This window comes from Streptomyces sp. NPDC002499, from assembly GCF_053595415.1.
Window position 1 is genome coordinate 317315 of sequence record NZ_JBSFXO010000008.1, and the last position, 21116, is coordinate 338430.

Consider the following 21116-nt stretch of genomic DNA (forward strand, 5'->3'; position numbering starts at 1 on the left):
TGAACGGCCTGGCGTGCGACCCCGAGCCGGCCTTCCGCCACCGCGTTCGACGCCTCGACCGGACCCATCGAAAGGCCACGGCATGACCACCTCACCGCTCCACCGGATCGCCGGCGCTCCCATCTCCTGGGGTGTGTGCGAAGTCCCGGGCTGGGGCTACCAGTTGACGCCCGAGCGGGTACTGAACGAAATGCGCGAGGTCGGCCTGTCCGCCACCGAGTTCGGCCCCGAGGGTTTCCTGCCCGCCGAGCCCGGCGCCATGGCCCGCACTCTCGCCGATCACGACCTGCACGCGGTGGGCGGCTTCACTCCGCTGCTGCTGCACGTGCCCGGCCACGACCCGCTGCCCGAGGCCGAGCAGCTCCTGGCGGGCTACGACGCCTCGAAGGCGGAGGTGCTCGTCCTGTCGGCCGTCACCGGCCAGGACGGCTACGACTCCCGCCCCGAGCTGGACGCCGACGGCTGGAAGCTGCTGCTGTCCAACCTCGACCGGCTCTCCGCACTGGCCGCCGAGCGCGGCGTACGCGCCGTCCTGCACCCGCACGTCGGCACGATGATCGAGAACGGCGACGAGGTCCGGCGCGTCCTGGAGCACTCGGCGATCTCGCTCTGCCTCGACACCGGTCACCTGCTCATCGGCGGCACCGACCCGGCCGAGCTCACCCGGCAGGCGCCCGAGCGCATCGCGCACACCCACATGAAGGACGTGGACGCCTCCCTCGCCGCCAAGGTCCAGGACGGCCGGCTCAGCTACACCGACGCCGTGCGCGAGGGCATGTACCGCCCGCTGGGTGCCGGGGACGTGGACGTGGAGGCCATCGTCACGCACCTCAGCGCACGCGGCTACGACGGCTGGTACGTCCTGGAGCAGGACACCATCCTGACCGAGGAGCCCACGGCCAAGGGTCCGGTCGAGGACGTGTGGGCCAGCGCCGAGCACCTGCGCGCGGTGCTGCGCGGCGCCGCGCAGTGACCTCTGACGCACTTCTGGCCACGTGCTGGACCACCGCCGGTGACGCCGCTCCCGACCGGGCGGACCAGCGCAGTCCGCTGAACCTGCGGGAACGCGTGGAAGCGGCGCGGGAGGCCGGATTCACCGCGTTCGGGTTGCTGTACGTCGACCTGGTGGAGGCGGAGCGGGAGTTCGGGCTCGCGGGTGTCCGGTCGCTCTTCGCGGACAACGGGATCAACCACATCGAGTTGGAGCTGCTCACCGACTGGTGGGCCGACGGGCCACGGCGGGCCGCGTCGGACATCGTCCGCACCGAGATGCTGCGGGCCATCGAGGCGCTCGGCGCACGCACCTTCAAGATCGGCCCCGACGTGGCGGACGAGCCCTGGGACCTGGACGTCTGGGCCGAGGAGTTCGCCGTGCTGGCGGCGCAGGCCGACGGGGTGGGCGCCCGGCTCGGGGTCGAGCCCCTGCCCTGGTCCAACCTGAGGACCGTGCACGACGGGCTCCGGCTCGTCGAGGCGGCGGGTCACCCGGCGGGCGGGCTCATCATCGACGCCTGGCACACCGAGCGCGCGCACACCCCGCCCGCCGAACTGGCGGAGATACCGGGATCGCGCATAGTCGGCGTGGAACTCGACGACGCGGACGCGGACGTCGTGGGCACGCTCTTCGAGGACACCGTCCATCGTCGTCGGCTGTGCGGGGAAGGCTCCTTCGACCTCCCCGGCGTCGTCGCCGCGCTCCGTGCGGCCGGCTTCCGCGGTCCCTGGGGAGTGGAGATCCTTTCCGCCACGCACCGCGCGCTGCCGGTGCGGGAGGCCGCCGAGGCGGCGTTCCGCACCGCTGCGGCACTGGTGAGGTAAGGCCGCAGATGCGGTGGGGACGAAACCACGGTCGTCCCCACCGCTTCTGTGCGTGCGCCGCCGAGGTACGGCTCGTTCGCGGTCGCCTCAGCCCTGTCGGCGCTTGGCGGCGGACTGAAGCTCCGCGCGCAGTCGTTCGGGGTCCCAGTCCTCGGCCACGGCCTGCCACAGGACGTCCGCCTGGGCGGGCGGGGCGAGGCCCTCGACCGGCGGATCGAGGTCGAGGTCGGTGGGGAACGGGTAGCCCTCGGCGGTCGCCGCGACCACCCGGCGCAGCCAGTCCGCCGAGACGCCCTCGGCCTTGCGGCGCAGCAGCACCGGGAAGAGCGCGCCCGCCATCGACTCGCGGTCCACGGTCTCCATCGCGCGGCCGAAGGCCGAGGAGATCTGCAACAGGTTGGCCATGCGCCTGATGTCCGTCGAGCGATTGGTGCCGGCCGCGTGGAAGAGCGCCGGGTTGAAGAAGACGGCGTCGCCCTTCTCCAGCGGGAGTTGGACGTGGTGGTCCTCGAAGTAGTCGACGAAACGCGGGAGTCGCCAGGCGAGATAGCCGGGCTCGAACTTCTGCGAGTGCGGCAGGTACAGCGTCGGGCCGGACTCCACGGGCATGTCGCAGTGGGCCACCGCGCCCTGGAGGGTCAGGACGGGGGAGAGGCGGTGGACGTGCGCCGGGTAGGCCGCGGCGCGCTCCTGGGAGAGGAAGCCGAGGTGGTAGTCCCGGTGCACGTTCTGCGCCTTGCCGCCCGGGTTGACCACGTTGACCTGTGAGGTGACCTGGTAGGCGGGGCCGAGCCAGGCCTCGGCGATCAGCTCCAGTACGTCGTTGGCGTAGTAGTCGGCGAACACCTCGGGTGCCCGCAGCGCCACCTTGTCCAGCGCGTTCCAGACCCGGTCGTTGGCGCCGGGCGCGGCGAAGTGGTCACCGCGGGCCCGGCCGCTCGCGCGCTCCTCCTCGATCAGCGCCCGGAAGGCCTCAGACGTCCGGTCCACGACACCCGCGTCCGGGAAGGCGCCCTTGAGGACCACGATGCCGGGTCCGTCCAGCAGAGCCCGGACCAATTCGCCCTGCACGGCCCGGCGGCCCTCCGGCGAGGCCGTCAGGGAGCGGAGCCGATCGCTGTCGTAGAGCGGGACGTCTCGCTCGATCCGCTCGGCCGAGGGATGGTCGTCGGGGTCGGTGCCCTGCTCCACGAGCGAGCGGAAAGTGTCGAGATCGCAGTCCGCCTCCGTCAGCCAAGTGCGCGTCCCTGCAGTTGTGGGAGACATCCGGATCCTTTCGTCGTCAGTGCCTTTCTGCCAGTCTTGAGAGGTTGAACCCATCATTCAATGCCTACGACTACATCAAGAGTGCATCATCGGTCTGGGGGATCACTCATGCGTCACCCGTACCCGATCAGGGAAATCGCCCGTCAGGCCGGACTGAGTACGGCCACGGTCGACCGCGTCCTCAATCAGCGGGGCAACGTCACGGAGAGCACCATCAGGGAGGTGCAGGAAGCCATCAAGGACCTGGACCGCCAGCAGAGCCAGGTCCGGCTCGGGGGCCGCAGCTTCATGATGGACATCGTGATGCAGACCCCGGAGCGGTTCTCCACCGCGGTACGGGACGCCCTGGAGGCCGAGCTGCCCTCCCTGCACCCCGCGCTCGTGCGCTCACGCTTCCACTTCCGCGAGACCTGCCCGCCCGGGGAACTCGTCGCGACCCTCGACAAGATCGCGAAGCGCGGCACCCAGGGCGTGATCCTCAAGGCCCCCGACGAGCCGGAGATCTCGGCCGCGGTCGGCCGGCTGGTCACGGCCGGCATCCCCGTCGTCACCCTGGTCACCGACCTGCCCCACAGCGCCCGCCTGGCGTACGTCGGCATCGACAACCGCGCGGCCGGCGCCACCGCCGCGTACCTCCTGGGTCAGTGGCTCGGCAAGCGGCCCGGCAACGTGCTCACCACCATCAGCCGCGGCTCCTTCCGCGGCGAGGAGGAGCGCGAGATGGGCTTCCGCAGCGCGATGCGGCTCGCCGACCCCAGGCGGGCCCTGGTGGAGGTCACCGACAGCGACGGCCTGGACGCCACCCAGCACGATCTCGTCCTGGCGGCGCTCAAGCGGGACGACGACATCATCGCCGTCTACTCCGCGGGCGGCGGCAACCTCGCTACCCTCGACGCCTTCGACGCGCTCGGCCGGGAGTGCGCGGTCTTCATCGCCCACGACCTCGACCACGACAACACCCGCCTGCTGCGCGAACGTCGGCTGTCCGCGGTCCTCCACCACGACCTGCGCCAGGACATGCGCCGCGCCTGCCAGATCATCATGCGCGCCCACAAGGCACTCCCCGACGACGGCCCGTCACTGCCCTCGGCGATCCAGGTGGTCACACCGTTCAACATGCCGCCCGACGCGCCGTCGGTACCGGTCGTCGACTGAGCGGCTGTATGCCTGATCGGCTGAAGCCCCCGCACCGAAGTCGGCGCGGGGGCAAGGGAGTTGATCCGTGTGCCGGTGGCCTCAGGCCGTCGTGCCCTGCCTGCGGCGCAGAGTCAGGTACGTGCCTGTCGCGCCGGCGGCCAGCAGGCCGCCGACGCCGAGGCCGACCGGGACGGCGGGGAAGCCCGAAGTGTCCGTGGACACCGCGGTGTTCTGGAAGGCCGGGCCCGGGGTGATGCTGGTGGCCACAGGAGCGATGTGGTGGAGGGGGCGGACCGACTTGACCGAGCCGTTCGAATTCAGCAGCACCTGCTTGCCGTTGGGGTGCCGGAAGTCGAACATGCCGGTCAGGGAACCCGCCGTGGCGTCGAAGGAGTGGTCGCCGATGCGGCCGGTGTGCCAGTTGTCCTCGACGAAGCGGATGATCGACGCCTGGTCGGTGAGGGTGTGGTCGACCTTGTTCACCTTGCTGTACGGGGAGACGATCAGCAGCGGCTGCCGGGTGCCAGGGCCGCAGCGGTCCGCGTAACCGCCGGACGCCTTGGGCGCCTTCTGGCAGGCGGGGCTGTCGGTGGCCTTGCCGTTGGAGCCGACCGAGGTGTCCTTGGAGCCGTTGCGCGGGGTGATCGTGGCGTGGTCGTACCAGCCGTCGGAGTCGTCGTAGGCGATGACGATCGCGGTCGAACTCCACTGCGGCGAGCTCTGGATGGCGTTGATCTCGCTGACCAGGAAGTGCTGTTCGTCGGTCGGGTCGGAGTATCCCGCGTGGCCGTCCTGGTACTCGCCGGCCTTCAGGAAGCTGACCGAGGGGAGCTTGCCCGCCTTGACGGCGGCGGAGAAGTCGGTCAGGTCGTAGTTGTGGTTGGCCTGACCGCTGTGACCGATCTCGTCGACGCTCTTGGGCGGCAAGTGGTGGGGATTCGACGTCGACTTGTAGTACTCGAACGGGTTGTGGTGCGGGCTGTAGTCCAGCGCGGAGGCGCCGCCGATGTTGGCGTGCGCGGTGTCGCACTTGGCGTAGTCGGTCTGCTTGCCGTCCCAGCCGGTGGACGGGCGGAACCCGCCCTGGAACCAACCCCAGCTGACCTTCTTGGAGTTGAGCAGGTCACCGATGTTCTTGCCCTGCATCGACGCGAGCGCGCTGGTGCTGGTGTGGTCCTTGTCGGAGCAGTCGTCGTAGGCCGGGTCCGGATCGTTGATGACCGTGCCGACACCCTTGGCGTTCGGCGACTGCACCGCGTACGAGTCGGGCGTCGAGGTCTGCTTCGGGTGCTCGGTGCCGGAGGCCGCGTCCGTGGAGATCACGCCGTGCGTCTGGCCGGAGACCAGGTTGAGCGCGCCGGGCGTGGAGGGGCCGTAGACCGAGCTGTACGACTTGTCGTTGAGGGCGTACTGCTGGGCGTAGTTCCACAGGCCGGTGACCGTGTTGCCGTCGTAGTAGTCCATCACCAGGCCGGGCTCGCCGAAGAGCCCGCCGCTGCACTTGTCGACCTCGGTGTTCTGCACGTACTGGTCGGCCTTGCCACCGTTGGCCGCGTACTGCTCGGGCCCGTAGGAGTGGTTCTGGTCACAGGTCAGGGCCTGCGCCGGGGTGAGCCGCTCGGGCAGGTACTGGTTCGGGTTCTTCTTCAACAGCCCGGCGTGCGCGAGGGTGTTGATGTTCTTGGGGGTCTTCTTCGACGCCGTGAACTTGGTGCCGTCGGTGTTCGCGGCCTTCGGGTACGTCGCGAAGTAGTGGTCGAAGGAGATGTTCTCGTCGAACAGCACGACCACGTGCTTGATCGGCGTCGCCGTCGACGAGGTGCTGTGGTGGCCTGCGGGCGCCGCCGCCCACACCGGCGTACTGCTGCCCAGGACGGTGAGTGCCGCGGCGCCGGTTAGCGCCCCCAGGCTTCGGATCGCTGCTCTTCCCCTGCTGCTCATGGTCGTTCACCCTCCGGGCGGATCGCTGGTGCGCCGTACGATCCGGGATGCTCCGCCTGCCGGGCGGCTCTTCGACGGAAGGCCGGTGGCGGGTGGATGAACACCGGGTCAGGGAAGCCAGGCCAAAGATTGACCCGGTATTGACCCATAAGGCGGGGGAGTTGTCCGGACAGGTTCAGGCGAGCAGGTCGCGCCCGTACCAGTCGGTCGTGTCCCGTACGCCGGGCAGGGCGAAGAAGTAGCCGCCGCCGAACGGGGAGATGTAGTCGGTGAGGGGCTCCCCGGCGAGCCGGTGCTGCACGGTTTCGAACTGGCGCACCGGGTCCTGCTGGTAGCAGGAGAACAGCAGGCCCATGTCGAGGTTGCCGTTGCCGTCCACGCCCAGGTCGTAGTTGTAGGCGCGGCGCAGGATCCGCTGCTCCGCGGTCGCGGTGGTACGGGGGTTGGCGAGCCGTATGTGCGCGTCGAGGGGGATGACGGCACCCTGGGGGTCGTCGGCGTACCGGGGTGTGTCCAACTCGGCCCGGCCGTCGAGAGGAGCGCCCGTGTCGCGGGCGCGGCCGAACATCCGCTCCTGCTCGCTGATCGAGACACGGTCCCAGAACTCCACCAGCATGCGGATCAGCCGGACCACCTGGTAGCTGCCGCCGACCGCCCAGTCCGGCTCGTCCGTGCCCCGGCCCACCCACACCAACTGGCCCATCTCCCGGGCGCTTTCGGTGTCCGGATTGGCCGTGCCGTCCTTGAAACCCAGCAGGTTGCGCGGGGTGCCGGAAGGGCGCGGCGGGCTGGTGAAGCCGTCCATGCGCCAGCGCACCTGCATGCCGCCACGCGTGTGCCGGGCGATGTCGCGCAGGGCGTGCAGCACGGTGTCGGTGTCGTCGGCGTGCAGTTGCAGGCTCAGATCGCCGTGGCACCACTCGGACTTGAGGTCGTCGTCGGGGAAGACCGGCATGGCCGTCAGGCGACGCGGCTTCGCCTTCCCGAGCCCGAACCGGTCGTCGAAGAGCGAGGCACCCACCCCGACGGTCACCGCCAGCGCACCGGACGGGAGTTGGGAACCCAGGATCCCGGAGTCGGCGGGCGGGCCGGTGACGCCGACCGGGTCGGGAGTGCCGCCCGCGGCCAACAGGCGGGCCCGGTCGGTGAGCGTGCGCAGCAGGTCGGTCAGTTCGGTGCGGTTCACGGCGGTCACGTCGAAGGAGGTGAACACGGTGCACCGGCGCGGCTTCGCGATCGCGGACTGCTGGTGGGTGCCGTGGAAGGGGGCGATGGCGGACGCGTCCCCACCAGTGCCAGTTCCGGGGGCGGTCGCGGCCGTCGGCGAGGCCGCGCCGCCGGCGGCCAGTCCGGCACCCGCGAGGGCCGCACCGCGCAGGAACCGACGCCGACCCACTCCGCCGGCCTGCTCGCCCGTCCTGTCACCCATGTCCTCGTCCGTACTCACACCACTCACACCGTCCTCCGCGGGTCGAACAGGGTCGCCACCGACGCCAGCCGCTCCACCAGGTCGCCGAAGACCGCGTCGACGTCCTCGCGCTGCGTACGGCTCAACCGGTCCAGCGGAGTCCACGCGCCGCTCCGACGGAAGCCGTCGAGCGTGTCCTGGGCATGGTCCAACTGTCGTTCCAGAGCTGGCAGTCGGGTGTACCGAGTGGAGAGGAGCGGATGCAGTCGGGAGAGCACCTCGCGCGTGCCGTCCAGGTTGGCGCGGGCGGTGGCGAGGTTGCTGCCGCTGCCGTAGTCGGTCCGGCCGGTCAGCTCGAACTGCACCGTGTTCTCCAGGATCTCGTGCGCCCGCAGGCCCAACTGGGCGGGATCCATCCGGGTCCGCGCCCAGCTGTCGCGCAGGGCGGTCACCGCCTTGACGAGGGCGCTCGCCGGAGCCTTGAGAGCAGCGGCCGACTGGCCGTGCCACAGCCCGTACTCGACCCGGTGGAAGCCGGCGAAGTCCTTGTCCCGCACCCCGTCGGGCAACCCCGCGTCGGTGCCGTTGATCTCCCCGTCCGCGTCACCGAACGCGTCGTACGCCGCCCCCAGCCGCTCGTACTCCAGGTGCGCAGGCAGCCAGGCCGTCCGAGCGCCCGCGAGATCGCCGCGGTCGATCGCCTCCCGCAGCCCGGTCGTCAGCCGTACGACGTCGCTCAGACCGCCGCCGATCCACTTCTGGTAGGCGAGGGCGGGCGGGATCAGGTCGTGCTCGGTGACCGGCGCCGCCGCCGGGCCGCTGCGTCCCGTACTGAGGCGGACGGTCGGTCCGGTGACCGCGTCGGCGTCGTCGGGCACGCACTTGAAGGCGTACGCGCCCTTGCCGAGTCGGACGGTCAGCGCACGCGTGGTGCCGGGGCCGATGTCCTCCACCTCGCCGTACACGGCCTTGCTCACGGGGTTCTCCAGGTACGCCTCGGCGGCGTCGGAGGAGGTGTTGTGCAGGTCGAAGACCTGGACGCCGGACGCCGGTTCGGACCAGCCGCGACCGCAGTGACCGGCGGACACCTCGATGGTGGTGTGCCGCAGCCCGTCGTCCGCCGCACGCGCCTGATGCGGCCCGCGCCGGGCGACCAGGACGCCGGTCAGCGCGAGGACGAGGACGAGAAGGAGCGCACCGGTCAGCCGGAGCGGAGTCGCCTTGAGGCCGGAGAACGGCACCCGGACCTCCGAGGGTCGTGCGTACGTGATCACCTCATGCTAGGAAGCGGATCGCGTCCGAACGGGCGTCCAAAGGAATCCATGACCAAGAGTTCCCGCCCGGTTCACTCGGCTCTCACGGGCTCTCACGGGCTCTCACCGGCGCTCGCGGCCTCCCCGGTCGCTCACTTCCGGTGCGTCGAGGGCTCGTCCCAGGACTCGAAGCCGGGGAGCGTGCCGGCGGGGACGGCCAGGGACAGGGTGGTGGAGTCGGCGTCGACCGCGGGCTCGGGCGCTCCATGGATGATCGTCCGGGGCAGCATGACCAGCGCGGTCGTGCCGGTCCCGGCCGCGGACGGGCGCAACTGGGCGCGGATGCCGTGCCGGTCGGCGAGCCGGCCGACCACGAACAGACCCATGCGCTGGGAGATCGACACGCCCACGGTGGGCGGATTGGCCAGACCGTGGTTGAGGTCCGCCAGCTCCGCCGGGGGCAGACCGATGCCCTCGTCGTGGATCTCGACCATGGTCATGCCGTCCGGGAGCCCGGCTGCGGTGACGCGGACCTTCGACTGCGGGGAGGAGAAGATCGTCGCGTTCTCCATCAACTCGGCGAGCAGATGCACGAGGTCGGTCACCGCGGGGCCGTTGATCTCGGTCTCCGGGACACCCGACACCTCGATCCGCTCGTACTGCTCGACCTCCGCGGTCGCCGCCCGGATGACGTCGACCAGCGGGAGGGGATGGTCCCACTGCTGGGTGGGTTCCTCGCCGCCCAGCACGAGGAGGTTCTCGCCGTTGCGGCGCACCCGGGTGGCGACATGGTCCAGCTTGAAGAGGCTGGCCAGCTGGTCCGGGTCGGCCTCCTTGCCCTCCAGGTCGGTGATCAGGGCCAGTTGACGCTCGATCAGGGAGTGGTTGCGGCGGGCCAGGTTGGTGAAGATCGTATTGAAGTTGCCCCGGACGATGGCCTGTTGGGCGCCGATCCGGACGGCCTCGCGATGGACGTGGTCGAAGGCGCGGGCGACCTCGCCGATCTCGTCCCGGGTGGTGATGGGTATGGGCTCGACCTGCCGGTCGACGCTCTCGGGGACGCTGCGGGTGAGCCGGTCGAGAGTGGCCGGCAGCCGCTGCTCGGCGATCTCGTGGGCCGCCGCGCTGAGTTGGCGCATGCTCCGGCTCATCGACCGGGCCATCCAGGACGCGAGGAGGAGGGCCACCAGGATCGACACGAGCACGAGTACGGCGTTGGTGATCGCCTCGCTCCGCGCGTCGTCGGCGATGTCGTGCGCGCCGGCCAGGGCGGTGTCGGTGAGGTTGACCTCGATGCCGCGGTAGGCGTCGAACCCGAGGGTGGAGGCGGCGAAGAAGGAGTCGGGCGTGATGCCCTGCGCGGCCAGTTCCGAAGCCGACCTGCCCGACCCGATCGCGCTGTTCATCTGCGCCAGGGTCGGCGGTGCGACGAAGGTCTCCCCGCCCGCCTTGGCCTGCGCGGCGGCCTGGGCGGTCTGCGCCTTCCCGCGCTCCTCGGCGGCGGCCAGAGCCTCGCGCAGCCGGGTCATGTCGTCGGCGGTGCCGGCACCGGCGTACTCCTGAAGCGCGACCTGTTCCAGATAGACGTACGAGCTGAACGAGCCGAGCTGGGCCTGGAGTTCGCCCGGGGCGAGGGTGCTGCGGTCCTCCACGAGGAGGTGGACGCCGATGGAGCGGATCAGGGACTCGGCGGCCTGCGTGAGGGAGATGGCGTAGAGGGTGCGGCCGAAGCTGGCCTGGTTGCTGCTGCCGAAGCCCAGTTCGTTGGAGATCTCCATGAGGGGATGCTGGAGGGCGTGGTAACTCTCCTCCGCGCGCACGCCCTTGAGCTGGGAGGTGAAGGCCTGCGCGCGCACGGTCGGGAGCAACTGCTCGCCGGCACGCACCAGTTGGACCCGGCGGAGCAGCCCCGGCGTCTTCGGCATCCGGGCCACCGCCCGGTCGAACGCCACCGCGTCCGCGTCGGTGATCCGGCGGGCCTGTGCGACCGTGCTCGACGTCCGGTCGCCGTTCAGCAGGGGAGCGACCGAGACGTCCCGCTCGTTGATCGCGTCGCTCGCGTACCGGTTCGCCGCCTGGACCAGCTCCGCCACCCGGACGGCGTCGTCGGCCGCCTGCCAGGTGTCCACCGAGTTCCGCACCCGCAGGCCGCCCAGTACGAGGGCGACCAGGACCGGGACGAGGAGGATGGCGTGCAGTTTGCGTGCCACGCGCCAGTTGCGGACGGAGAGCCGTCGACGGGCGGGGCGTGAGGTCGTGGGCAAGGTGGTCCTATCGGGTGCAGGATCGCCGGTGCGAGAGGTGCGAGAGGTGCGAGAGGTGCGAGAGGTGCGAGAGGTGCGAGAGGTGCGGTCGGTGCGAGTCGATGCGGGACGGTGCTGTGTGACGCACGAGCCTGAGCGATTTCTAGCACCGGGGGATCGTTTTTGATTGCGCTTTCTACGAAATGGAGTGCGCGGCATCCGTTCAGGACCAGGTCCAGACCTGGTTGACGCTGCCCGCGCAGGCCCAGCCCTGGACCGGTTGGCCGTCCCTCCCTGAGGAACCGGCCACCGCGTCCAGACAGGAGCCGCCCGTCGCGGTGACGAGCGTGTGGCCGCTGCCGAGCCGCCACCTCTGCGCGCCCTGTCCGTCGCACGTCCTGGCCCGCACCTTCTGCCCGTTGCTGCCGATCGTGCCGGCGTCGGCGTCCAGACACACATGCGCGCCCCGGTTCACGACGATGTACGTGGCGGCCTGACCGGGCACGCGATACAGCGCCCACCTCTGAGTGGCCGAACCCGTGCATCCCCACACCTGGGCACTCCCTCCGCGGACGTCCAGACACCGGGCGACATCAACGGCGTCGACGCTCTCGGTGACCGTCACGGCACCGCTCCTGACGGGCCCGCGCGCCCCGGCGTACAGCAGCTTCTTGGTCCGCGTACCGACCTTCCCGTCGGCGACGAGACCCGCCTCGCGCTGGAAGGCCCGGACCGCGGCGCCCGTCGACGCGCCGAACCGCCCGTCGACCGTGACGTACAGCCCGTAGCCGTTGAGGAGGGTCTGGAGGGTCTTGACGCAGCCGCCCCGGCCGCCCGACACGATCTCGGCGAGACACGCGGCGGCGCGGATGTCCTGCGACCCGGACTTCTGGGACGGCGACGCGCTCGGTGATGTGTCCGTCGTCTGATCGGCCTTCCGGTCCGTGGCCGAAGGACCGGTCGCAGGAGGGTGCCCGCTCGGCGAACCGGCGGGCGGTGCGGCCGGGATGTCCGTCGCCGCCGCCGACGGGTCCGGTCCGAGGTCGGCCGCCACCGACGGACTGCCGCCCTGCTGGAGCAGCGCCACGGCGGTTCCCCCGGCGACGAGGACGGCCGCCGCGGCGGCGCCCACGATCAGCTTGCGGCGCTTTCCGGGTGTGGCGGGGGGCTTGGGCGCCGCGACGGCCTCGGGTACGGCGGGCGCGACCGGCGGAGGCGCGGACGCGAAGGCGGCGGGCTGTCTCTCCCGCGGTTGCGGCCGCTTCGGCGCGGTTCGGGTCGGTCTGCCGTCCGGAGCGGGTAATTGATGGCCGATGGCGATCCTGAACACCATCTCCGGTGACGGCCGCCGCTCCGGGTCCTTGTCCAGGCAGGTACGGATGAACGCGGCCAACTCCGTGTCGACGGCCGCGACTTCGGCGAGGACCTTCTCCCGCGGCTCCTCGAAAGCCACCCGGTGCAGGATGTCCACGCCCGAACCGTCACCGAAGGGCGCCTTCCCGGTGACCGCGAACGTCAGCGCGGAGGCCAGCGAGAAGACGTCCGCGGCGGCGGTCACCTCCTGGCCCCTGACCTGCTCCGGGGACATGAAGGCGGGGGTGCCCACGTTCTGGCCGGTGGCGGTGATGGTGGTGCCGTCGGTGGCCTGGACGACACCGAAGTCGATGACCCGGGCACCGTCGGCCGCCAGGATCACGTTGGACGGCTTGAGGTCACGGTGGACGATGCCGGCCCGCCAGATCGCCTCGACCGCACGGCCCAGGTCGGCGAAGAGCCGCCAGGCCGCCGCCGCGTCGATCGGCCCGCGCGCCTCGATGGCCTCCGCGAGCGTGGGTCCGGGCACGAACTCGGTGGCGACCCAGACGAGGTCCTCGTCGACGCCGCTGCCCAACAGCCGCACGATGTGCGCCCCTTGGACGAGGCCGAGGGAGCCGACCTCACGCTCGAAACGCTTCCGGAACAGCGGGTCCTCGGCGTACTCGGGCCGGATCACCTTGACGGCGACCGGGCCGCCACCCTCGGTGCTTCGGCCCAGATAGACCCGGCCCATGCCGCCGCTGCCGAGCACGGACACCAGGTGATAGGGGCCGACCCGCCGGGGATCGTTCCTCCGCAGCGGGGTCACGGGCGGCGGCTCCATGCCGGCCGCCGCATAGGCCAACTTCTCCGACCGGCTGCGGTCTTGGTCTGGCATGGGGTTCCTGGTCTCTCGCGTGACGCGTGGGACGGCGAGAGTAGCGCAGAAAATGGGTATCAACTGCACTTATGATAAGGGTCAGTTGATGGGTCCCCGGCGTCGGTCCGCACCGATGCCGGGGACCCGGGACCCTACGAGAACCGCGCCTACTCGGCGTCGCGCGGCCGGTCCTCCTTGGTGCCGTCGCCGTCCGTCTCCGGCGTGCGCAGGTAACCCTGAAGCTCCAGCAGGCCGTTGGCGGGGCGGCCGTCGGAGTTCTGGCCGTTGAGGTTCTGGCGGACCGAGTCCAGGATCGTCAGGCCCTGGGCGACCAGACCGGCCGCGATCTCGCCGAGGCCGTCCGCGCCGTTGAGAACGTTGACGTTGGCACCGGCCAGGCCGCCCGCGGCCTCCTTCACGATCTGCGGGAGCTGGTCGATCAGCATCCGGTCGAGCGCGACCCGGTCGTACGAGGAGGCCGCCTCGGCCTGGATCTTCATGCGCTCCGCCTCGGCGATGGCGAGCAGCTTGATCCGCTGGGCCTCCGCCTCCGCGGGCTTGACGATCTCGGCCACCAGCTGCTGCTGACGCAACTGCGCCTGGCGCTGGGCCAGTTCGGTCTGAGCGGCCAGCACCTCCTGCTGGGCGTGCGCCTGCGCCAGCGGACCGGCCTGCGCGGCCTGCGCCTGCGCCCGGTCCACCTCGGCGGAGTACTCCGCCTTGACGATCGCGGTCTGCCGGGCGTACTCGGCCTGGTTGCGCGCCGCGACCTGCTCCGCCTCGACCGAGGCCTGCGTGGCCTGGGCCTGCGCGATCTGTGCCTGGCGCTGGATGGCGGCCTTGTGCGGCGCGGACATCGCGTCGATGTACCCGGTGGCGCCGTCGTCGATCGACTGGATCTGGAGCGAGTCGACGATGAGCCCGATCTTCGCCATCTCGACCTTCGAGGTGTCCAGGACCTCCGCGGCGAGCTTCTGCCGCTCGGTGACGATCTCCTCGACCGTCATCGAGCCGATGATGGACCGCAGGTGACCGGCGAAGATCCGGCCCGTCAGCACCGACATCTGGTCCTGGTCGGACAGGAAACGCTGGCCCGCGTTGATGATGCTCTCGGTGTCGTTGCCGACCTTGAACGCGATCACGGCGCGTACGTGCAGCGCGATGCCCTGCCGGGTCACACAGGTCTCGGTGACCTCGGCCTCGCACATCGACAGTGTGAGGAAGCGAGTCTTGCGGAAGACCGGGAGCACGAACTTTCCGTGCCCCGTGACCACCCGGAACGGCGCGCCCCCCAGACCCCGTCGCCCGCCCGAGATCAACATCGCCTCGTCGGGGGCGGGAACGCGGTAACCGAACATGTTGTACTCCTCAACCTGCGCCGTCGGCGTCGCCGTCCAGCGCGTCCAGTGGATCGACCCACTCGATGACATCGACCCCGCGACAGCCGCGGGACTCGACCACGAGCACGGTGGCCCCCTTCGGAAGGGGCTGGGAGGACCAGGCGAGGAAGGTCTCGGAGCCGCCCCTGACCCGCACGAGGATCTCGCCGGGCCCCGCGGCTCCGCGCGTGGGGAGGAGCAGTTCCCCGGTACAGCCGATCACGGCCTCGTCCTGCTGCATCGACGGCGGCCTCCCCTCGTTCTGGCCCTTGACCTCCGACGATAGTCCTCTCCGGGCCGGTGGCCTACGCTCCGGTAGGTTCGGCCGTCGTGCAGGCCCGCCACCTGCCTCGACAGGGGCTGGCGGCGGTCTCCTGAGCGGGCTGTGGCTTACTGGATCCATGCGCGACCACAACGAGGCCCGTCCGACGACTTCCGCGATGTCACCGGCCGTGCCACCGGCGAATCCTGCGATGTCACCGGCGGTACCACCGGTGATTCCTGCGACGCCCTCGGCCGTGCCACCGACGACTCCCGCCACCCCGCCGGCCGGTTTCCCGCTCGGCTCCGCCACCACCATCGCCGAGCTGGAGCGCGACCCGCACCCGCGTCTCGCGCTGCTGCGCGAGCACGAACCGGTCTCCTGGATACCGGAGTTGGGCGGCTGGACGGTGACCCGCCGGGACCTGGCGATGCGCGTGATGCGCGACCCGGTCACCTTCACCGTGGACGACCCCCGCTTCTCCACCGCCCAGGTCGTCGGACCGAGCATGCTCTCGCTCGACGGCCCCGCGCACAAACGGCACCGCGAGCCCTTCACCGACCCCTTCCGGGTCCGGGACGTGCACGCCCGCTTCAACGAGTTCGTCGAGCGGGAGAGCGCCCGGCTCGTCGACGCGATCAGGCCCCGGGGCAGCGCGGAACTGCGCCGGGAGGTGGCCGGACCGCTCGCCGTCGCCGTCGTCGCCGAGTCCCTCGGCCTGCTCGGCGCGGACCCCAAAGAGGTCCTGACCTGGTACGACGCCATGGTGGGCGCGGTCTCCGACCTCACCGTGGGCGAGCCCGCCGACCCCGCGGCCGGGGCCGCCTTCGCCCAGCTGGAGGCCAGCGTCGAGGCCACGGTCGCCGCCCGCAACGAGGGCTCCGTACTGGTCGAGGCGGCCCGCGACGGGCGCCTGGAGCTGCCCGAGGTGGCCTCCAACGCGGCGGTGCTCATGTTCGGCGGGATCGAGACCACCGAGGGCATGATCACCAACGCCGTGCTGCACCTCCTGCGCGACCCCGCCCAACTCGCCCTCGTGCGCGCCGATCCCGAACTCATCGACGCGGCCGTGGAGGAGTCGCTGCGCCTCGAACCCGCGGCGGCCGTGGTCGACCGGTACGCCACCGCTGACGTCGAACTCGGCGGCGCCCATATCCGCCGCGGCGACCTCGTCAGCGTCTCGATCGCCGGCGCCAACCGGGACCCGGCCGTCTTCACCGACCCCGACCGCTTCGACCTGCGGCGCGACAACGCCCGCCTCCAACTCGCCTTCGCCCACGGACCGCACTTCTGCCTCGGCGCGCATCTGGCCCGCCTGGAGACCAGCGTCTGCCTGCGCCACCTCCTGGACCGCCTGCCCGACCTGCACCTGGACCCGTCGGCGCCGGCCGAGGCGCGCGGCCTGGTCTTCCGCAAGCCGCAGGAGCTGCGGGTGCGCTGGACGGCGTAGGAAGGCGAGGGGCGAGGCGGCTCGGGGATCACCCGTGACCGACGGATCGTGCGCGACCGCTTCACAGAACCGTGTGATTGACTGACCGCCGTGTTGCAGGAGTCGGTCTTCCGTACCGAGGAACTGCCGGTCGGCGACCGGTTCGAGGCGTGGATCGAGCGGATGGGCCGCACCCACGCACCCATGGAGCTGGACAGCGACCGCGCGGCCGACTACCGCGGACACGTGCGGTCGATCGGCCTGGGGGACGTCACCGTATGGCCCGCCACCTTCGACCAGCTCGTCTTCCGCCGCACCCCGAAGCTGGTGCGTCAGTCCGACCCGGAGGCGTACCACCTCTCTCTGCTGCGCCGCGGTGAAGGCGCGGCCAGTTGGGGCCGGGACCAGATCGCCTATGAGATCGGCGACATCCACACCAACACCTCCTCCCGGGCGTGGGAGATAGCCACCGGATCCGAACCGGTCAGCATCATCGGGCTGGAGGTCCCGCGGGCCCTGGTGGCACTGCCCGCGCTCAGTGCCGACCGGGTGATCGGCTCCCGCGTCTCGGGCAGGGACGGGCTGGGCGCGCTACTGGCCCAGTTGCTGGGCCAGTTGGCCGCGGACACGAACCCCTACCGGCCGGCGGACGCACCCCGGCTGGGCAACGTCGTCGCCGATCTGGTCACCGCGCTCTTCGCCCACGCCCTGGACGCGGAGGGCCAGTTGGCGCCGGAGACGCGCACCCGCACCCTGACCCTGCGGATCAAGGACTTCATCCGGCGCCACCTCGACGACCCGGACCTCACGCCCGCCCGGGTGGCCGCCGCGCACCACATCTCGCGCAGCTATCTGTACCGCCTCTTCCAGGCCGAGGGCCTCGCCGTGTCCTCGTACATCCGCGACCGGCGCCTGGCCGGTGCCCGCCGCGACCTCGCCGACCCGGCGCTGAGCACGCTGCCGGTGCACGCGGTGGCGGCCCGCTGGGGCTTCCCGCGGGCCGCCGAGTTCAGCCGTGCCTTCCGTACCGCCCACGGCGTCACGCCGGGCGCCTTCCGCGAACAGGCGCGATGCCAGGCGGAATTCGACGGCGAAGGCGGTGGACCCGGCGCCAACTAGGTGTGGACCGTGTGCCAACGACAGGCGAGCCGGTGCCCACGCATGCTGGTGATCACCGCGATGCACGTCCGCGGGACCGGGAACGTGCCAGGACCGTGGGGGAGTCCTGGCACCTCCCGCCCCGGACCGTGAGCCCGCCCTCCTCGGCCGACCGTGTCAGCCGGACGGACCCGTCACGCGTGCGCGCAGAGCGGCACCGTTGCGGGCGTACTCCTCCCTGAACCTGCCGAGTGCCGGGACGAGTTCGTCGGCGGCGGGGCCGAAGAACTCCTCGGAGTCGGTGAGTTCGGTGGTGCCGTCCGGTTGTGGGGTGAGCAGGAACGAGTGCCTGCCCAGGAGCGTGTCGAGCGATCCGCCCTCCCAGACCAGCCGCCGCGGGGCCTCCACCTCGACGATCCGCAGAGTGACGTCCTGCTCGGCGGTGTCGCCACGTGCGACGCGACCAGGCAACTCCGCTCCGGCCAGGGCCTGTTCGGGCTTCGCGTCGAAGGACAGGACCGGATGCCAGTGCGCGTACTCGTCGAACGCCACCAGCACGCGCCACACGTCCTCCACCGGAGCGGAGATCCTGGTCACCGCGGTGACGACCGGGGCCGCCGTCACGGCACCAGCACGATCCGGCCGCGCAGGCCGCCCGCGGCGAGCCGGGCGTGCGCCTCGGCGGCCTGCGACAGCGGGAAGATCGGCCCCACCCGCGGTGTCAGCACGCCGACCTCGGCGAGCGCGGAGACATAGGCGAGACGGGTCGCTTCGGGACCGGCGGAGGTGTGGCGCACGACCACGCCCCGCTCCGGCTCCGGCAGCACGTCGACCCGCACGCTCACGAAGACGCCGCCGTCACGGACGGCCGCCATTGCGGGGGCGCCCAGGGCCGCCGCGTCGAGCACGCCGTCGACGCCCTCGGGCACCAACCGCCGTACCGCCTCGCCCAGTTTCTCGTCGCGCGACACGAACCACCTGGCGCCGAGACCACGGAGGAACTCCTCGTCCTCGGGCCGCCCCTGCGCGACGATCCGCACGCCCCGCGTCCGGGCCAGTTCGACGGCGTAGCCGCCCACCGCTCCGGCGGCGCCCGTGACGAGGAGGGTGTCCCGGGGGCGCAGCGGGAGGTGGTCCAGCGCCTGGACGGCGGTCGTCGCATTGAGCGGGATCGTCGCCGCGAGCGTCAGGTCCATGCCCTCCGGGGCGAGGGCGAGGGAGTTGAGGTCGGTCACGAGGTATTCGGCCTGGGCCTTCGTGGGGCGCAGCACGCGGGCGTCGTACACGATCACCGGAGTGCCGACCTCCAGGAGTACACCCGTGCCGACCGCGTCGATCGTGCCGGCGGCGTCCAGCCCCAGACCGACGTACTCGACCTCCTCCAACGGCCCGAAGAACCCGCCCCACACAGCGGCGTCGGCGGGATTGAGCGCGGCGGCCGCGACCTTGACCCGGACCTCGAAGGGGCCCGGTTCCGGGAGCGGGACCTCCACGACCTCGACGGCCTCGGGTCCACCGATCTTCCTCACGACTGCTGCACGCATGATCTTCGCTCATTCCTTTGCATTGCCGAACACCTTGGGTGCTACGAACGCTAGGGGAGTTACGATCGATTGGTAAGTAGGCACTTTTTAGTGCGTTGCGCTCCCGACAGGAGATACCGATGACCACCACGCCGAAGCCGGCACGCCGGATCGAGCCGGGCACGTACGAGGCGTACATGCACGACTGCCCCGCGGTGGCCCTGCTCTCGACGATCAGCAACCGGTGGGTCAGCCTGACGATGTGCACCCTCGGGTCGTACGGCGAGGCGATGCGGTACAGCCATATCAGCCGCGAGATCCCGGGTGTCAGCCAGAAGATGCTCACCCAGACCCTGCGCATGCTGGAGCGCGACGGCATGGTGAAGCGCACGGCCACCCCGACCGTGCCGGTGCGCGTCGACTACGAGCTGACCCCGCTCGGGCAGGGCCTCTACGGCCTGCTGTCCCAGGTGCGCGACTGGGCCGCCGACAAGACCGACGAGGTCGACGAGGCGCGAGCCCGCTACGACACCCGGAAGACCGAGCCGGCAGGGGCGTAACGCACTAAAAAGTGCCTACTTACGGGTCGGCCGCAACTCCCCTAGTGTTGGTGATGCTCGGCGTTCGGAGTGTTCTTATTCGCAAATGGCGACCCCGTGCTCAGGCCTCGCCCGACTCGCTCCCGGCCGGCCGTACCTCGCGCGGGATGCCGAGGGCGCACACCGCGCCGGCCAGGACCACCGCGACGCCGACCCACACCGCGGGATGCAGCCCGTCGACGAACTGCCCGGGGTCGCGCGTGCTGCCGTGCGCGACGAACACCGTGCTGAGCACGGCGATGCCGAGCGCGCCGCCGATCTCCCGGACGGTCGTGTTGGCGCCGGACGCCTTGCCCGCGTGCTCCTTGGCGACCGAGCCGAGGACGACCGCGGCCGTCGGCGCGAAGACGAAGCCCATGCCGATCCCGGCGACGATCATCGGACCGACCAGGGAGGGGTACGCGGTGTCGGTGTCGGTGACCAGGTTGATCCAGCCCAGGCCGATGCCCTGGAGGAAGAGGCCGAGCGCCATCAGGCGGCCGCCGCCGACCCGGTCGGTGAGCAGCCCGGCCACCGGGGCGACGAACATCGGCATCAGCGTCCAGGCCAGCGTGCGGACCCCCGCCTCCAGCGGAGTGCGCGGCGGCACGATCTGGAGGTACTGCGCCAGCAGGAACAGGGAGCCGAAGACACCGAAGTACATGGTCGCCGAGACGACGTTGGTGAGCGTGAAGGCCCGTACCCGGTAGAAGGACAGCGGCAGCATCGGCTCTGCCACCCGTGCCTCCCGGACCGCGAAGGCGGCCAGCAGCACGGCTCCGCCCGCGAACGCGCCCAGCACCTTCACCGAGGTCCAGCCCGCCGGCTCGCCGTGCACGATCGCCCACACCACCGCGCACAGCCCGGCCGCGGCCAGCACCACGCCCACCAGGTCGAGCCGGACCCCGGGCAGCGAACTCTCCCGCAGGGCGTACAGCGCCAGCGGGATGGCGACGACACAGACCGGCACGTTGATCCAGAAGATCCACTGCCAGTCCAGTCCCTCGACCACCGCGCCGCCGACCACGGGACCCATCGCCACGGCGAGCCCGCTCACCCCGGACCAGACGCCCAGCGCCAGCCCGCGCAGCCGGTCGGGCACCGCCTGCGAGAGCAGCGTCAGCGACAGGGGCATCACGGCCGCGGCGCCGAAACCCTGGACCGTACGGAAAGTGATCAACTGGGCGCTGGTGTCGGACAGTCCGCAGCCGACCGAGGCCAGCGTGAACACGGCGATGCCGACGACGAAGACGGTCCGGCGGCCGAACCGGTCGCCCAGCGCGGCACCGGTCATCAGCAGGCAGGCGAAGCTGAGCACATAGGCGTTGACGAACCACTGGAGTTCCTGCGTGCTCGCCCGCAGGTCGACGGCGAGGGTGTGCAGGGCCGTGGAGACGACGAGGTTGTCGAGCGCGACCATGAACATGGGCACGCTGCAGGCCAGGATCGCCAGCCACAGCGGGGTGCGCCGGGTGTCGGCGCGGGGTGGTGCGGTGACCGGCTCGGTGCGGGCCGGGTTCTGCTCGGACAGGGACATGGCAGGGGAATCTCCTAGCGCACGTGAAGACCGGGGGCCTACTTGTACAGAGGCTCGTTGCGCCTTCA

The 21116-nt window shown here is 71.1% G+C and carries 17 protein-coding genes; 6 read left to right on the plus strand and 11 right to left on the minus strand.

Annotated elements, in window-relative coordinates; all coding sequences use genetic code 11:
* The first annotated feature begins 82 nt into the window (after nt 1-82).
* Nucleotides 83-973: a sugar phosphate isomerase/epimerase family protein gene (locus ACWD5F_RS24300; RefSeq protein ID WP_451257230.1), complete on the plus strand. Its 891-nt coding sequence runs from the start codon at nt 83-85 to the stop codon at nt 971-973.
* Entirely contained in the window at nt 970-1818 is an 849-nt protein-coding gene (locus ACWD5F_RS24305) for a sugar phosphate isomerase/epimerase family protein (RefSeq protein ID WP_451257232.1), read from the plus strand. The genes ACWD5F_RS24300 and ACWD5F_RS24305 overlap by 4 nt, the downstream gene beginning before the upstream one ends.
* Nucleotides 1819-1905: 87 nt before the next feature.
* On the opposite strand, the gene ACWD5F_RS24310 is transcribed toward ACWD5F_RS24305, so the two are convergent.
* Nucleotides 1906-3084: a phytanoyl-CoA dioxygenase family protein gene (locus tag ACWD5F_RS24310; RefSeq protein WP_451257234.1), complete on the minus strand. Its 1179-nt coding sequence runs from the start codon at nt 3082-3084 to the stop codon at nt 1906-1908.
* Nucleotides 3085-3192: 108 nt separating this feature from the next.
* On the opposite strand from ACWD5F_RS24310, the gene ACWD5F_RS24315 reads away from it, so the two are divergent.
* A complete protein-coding gene (locus ACWD5F_RS24315) occupies nt 3193-4239 on the plus strand; it encodes a LacI family DNA-binding transcriptional regulator (RefSeq protein WP_451257236.1) in 1047 nt (348 codons plus the stop codon).
* Between the two features lie 81 nt (nt 4240-4320).
* Here the strand turns inward: ACWD5F_RS24315 and ACWD5F_RS24320 are convergent, their stop codons facing one another.
* From ACWD5F_RS24320 to ACWD5F_RS24350, 7 genes are all read right to left on the minus strand, one after another.
* A complete protein-coding gene (locus ACWD5F_RS24320) occupies nt 4321-6162 on the minus strand; it encodes a phospholipase C (RefSeq protein WP_451257238.1) in 1842 nt (613 codons plus the stop codon).
* Between the two features lie 175 nt (nt 6163-6337).
* The gene (gene efeB, locus ACWD5F_RS24325; protein ID WP_451257240.1) at nt 6338-7591 is read right to left on the minus strand and encodes an iron uptake transporter deferrochelatase/peroxidase subunit; all 1254 of its coding nucleotides are present in this window, start codon (nt 7589-7591) and stop codon (nt 6338-6340) included.
* Between the two features lie 23 nt (nt 7592-7614).
* On the minus strand, nt 7615-8841 hold the full coding sequence (locus tag ACWD5F_RS24330; protein ID WP_451257568.1) for an EfeM/EfeO family lipoprotein: 1227 nt from the start codon (nt 8839-8841) through the stop codon (nt 7615-7617).
* Between the two features lie 134 nt (nt 8842-8975).
* A complete protein-coding gene (locus tag ACWD5F_RS24335; RefSeq protein ID WP_451257242.1) occupies nt 8976-11087 on the minus strand; it encodes a nitrate- and nitrite sensing domain-containing protein in 2112 nt (703 codons plus the stop codon).
* A 202-nt stretch (nt 11088-11289) separates the two neighbouring features.
* Nucleotides 11290-13260: a protein kinase domain-containing protein gene (locus ACWD5F_RS24340; protein WP_451257244.1), complete on the minus strand. Its 1971-nt coding sequence runs from the start codon at nt 13258-13260 to the stop codon at nt 11290-11292.
* Nucleotides 13261-13409: 149 nt separating this feature from the next.
* Entirely contained in the window at nt 13410-14600 is a 1191-nt protein-coding gene (locus tag ACWD5F_RS24345; protein WP_401712067.1) for an SPFH domain-containing protein, read from the minus strand.
* Between the two features lie 10 nt (nt 14601-14610).
* The gene (locus ACWD5F_RS24350; protein WP_401712064.1) at nt 14611-14862 is read right to left on the minus strand and encodes a hypothetical protein; all 252 of its coding nucleotides are present in this window, start codon (nt 14860-14862) and stop codon (nt 14611-14613) included.
* 277 nt (nt 14863-15139) lie between these two features.
* Here ACWD5F_RS24350 and ACWD5F_RS24355 point away from each other — a divergent pair, with 277 nt between their 5' ends.
* Complete coding sequence (locus ACWD5F_RS24355; protein ID WP_451257247.1) at nt 15140-16333, plus strand: cytochrome P450; 1194 nt, start codon at nt 15140-15142, stop codon at nt 16331-16333.
* A 90-nt stretch (nt 16334-16423) separates the two neighbouring features.
* Nucleotides 16424-17431, plus strand: coding sequence for an AraC family transcriptional regulator (locus tag ACWD5F_RS24360; protein WP_451257249.1), 1008 nt, complete (start codon nt 16424-16426; stop codon nt 17429-17431).
* Nucleotides 17432-17587: 156 nt separating this feature from the next.
* Here the strand turns inward: ACWD5F_RS24360 and ACWD5F_RS24365 are convergent, their stop codons facing one another.
* Nucleotides 17588-18034 carry an SRPBCC domain-containing protein gene (locus tag ACWD5F_RS24365; RefSeq protein ID WP_451257251.1) on the minus strand — a complete coding sequence of 149 codons (447 nt, stop codon included), beginning with the start codon at nt 18032-18034 and terminating at the stop codon, nt 17588-17590.
* Complete coding sequence (locus ACWD5F_RS24370) at nt 18031-18954, minus strand: zinc-binding dehydrogenase (RefSeq protein WP_451257253.1); 924 nt, start codon at nt 18952-18954, stop codon at nt 18031-18033. The genes ACWD5F_RS24365 and ACWD5F_RS24370 overlap by 4 nt, the downstream gene beginning before the upstream one ends.
* Before the next feature lie 119 nt (nt 18955-19073).
* Between ACWD5F_RS24370 and ACWD5F_RS24375 the strand changes: the two genes are divergently transcribed.
* A complete protein-coding gene (locus ACWD5F_RS24375; RefSeq protein WP_401712049.1) occupies nt 19074-19493 on the plus strand; it encodes a winged helix-turn-helix transcriptional regulator in 420 nt (139 codons plus the stop codon).
* A gap of 100 nt (nt 19494-19593) precedes the next feature.
* On the opposite strand, the gene ACWD5F_RS24380 is transcribed toward ACWD5F_RS24375, so the two are convergent.
* The gene (locus ACWD5F_RS24380) at nt 19594-21048 is read right to left on the minus strand and encodes a DHA2 family efflux MFS transporter permease subunit (protein ID WP_451257255.1); all 1455 of its coding nucleotides are present in this window, start codon (nt 21046-21048) and stop codon (nt 19594-19596) included.
* Between the last annotated feature and the right edge of the window lie 68 nt (nt 21049-21116).

What these genes read in the sequence shown, in the direction of transcription:
- ACWD5F_RS24300 (WP_451257230.1), top strand. Translation starts at nt 83, where the DNA reads ATGACCACCTCACCGCTCCACCGGATCGCCGGCGCTCCCATCTCCTGG.
- ACWD5F_RS24310 (WP_451257234.1), bottom strand. Translation starts at nt 3,084, where the DNA reads ATGTCTCCCACAACTGCAGGGACGCGCACTTGGCTGACGGAGGCGGAC.
- ACWD5F_RS24315 (WP_451257236.1), top strand. Translation starts at nt 3,193, where the DNA reads ATGCGTCACCCGTACCCGATCAGGGAAATCGCCCGTCAGGCCGGACTG.
- ACWD5F_RS24370 (WP_451257253.1), bottom strand. Translation starts at nt 18,954, where the DNA reads ATGCGTGCAGCAGTCGTGAGGAAGATCGGTGGACCCGAGGCCGTCGAG.
- ACWD5F_RS24340 (WP_451257244.1), bottom strand. Translation starts at nt 13,260, where the DNA reads ATGCCAGACCAAGACCGCAGCCGGTCGGAGAAGTTGGCCTATGCGGCG.
- ACWD5F_RS24380 (WP_451257255.1), bottom strand. Translation starts at nt 21,048, where the DNA reads ATGTCCCTGTCCGAGCAGAACCCGGCCCGCACCGAGCCGGTCACCGCA.
- ACWD5F_RS24350 (WP_401712064.1), bottom strand. Translation starts at nt 14,862, where the DNA reads ATGCAGCAGGACGAGGCCGTGATCGGCTGTACCGGGGAACTGCTCCTC.
- ACWD5F_RS24345 (WP_401712067.1), bottom strand. Translation starts at nt 14,600, where the DNA reads ATGTTCGGTTACCGCGTTCCCGCCCCCGACGAGGCGATGTTGATCTCG.
- ACWD5F_RS24320 (WP_451257238.1), bottom strand. Translation starts at nt 6,162, where the DNA reads ATGAGCAGCAGGGGAAGAGCAGCGATCCGAAGCCTGGGGGCGCTAACC.
- efeB (WP_451257240.1), bottom strand. Translation starts at nt 7,591, where the DNA reads ATGGGTGACAGGACGGGCGAGCAGGCCGGCGGAGTGGGTCGGCGTCGG.
- ACWD5F_RS24375 (WP_401712049.1), top strand. Translation starts at nt 19,074, where the DNA reads ATGACCACCACGCCGAAGCCGGCACGCCGGATCGAGCCGGGCACGTAC.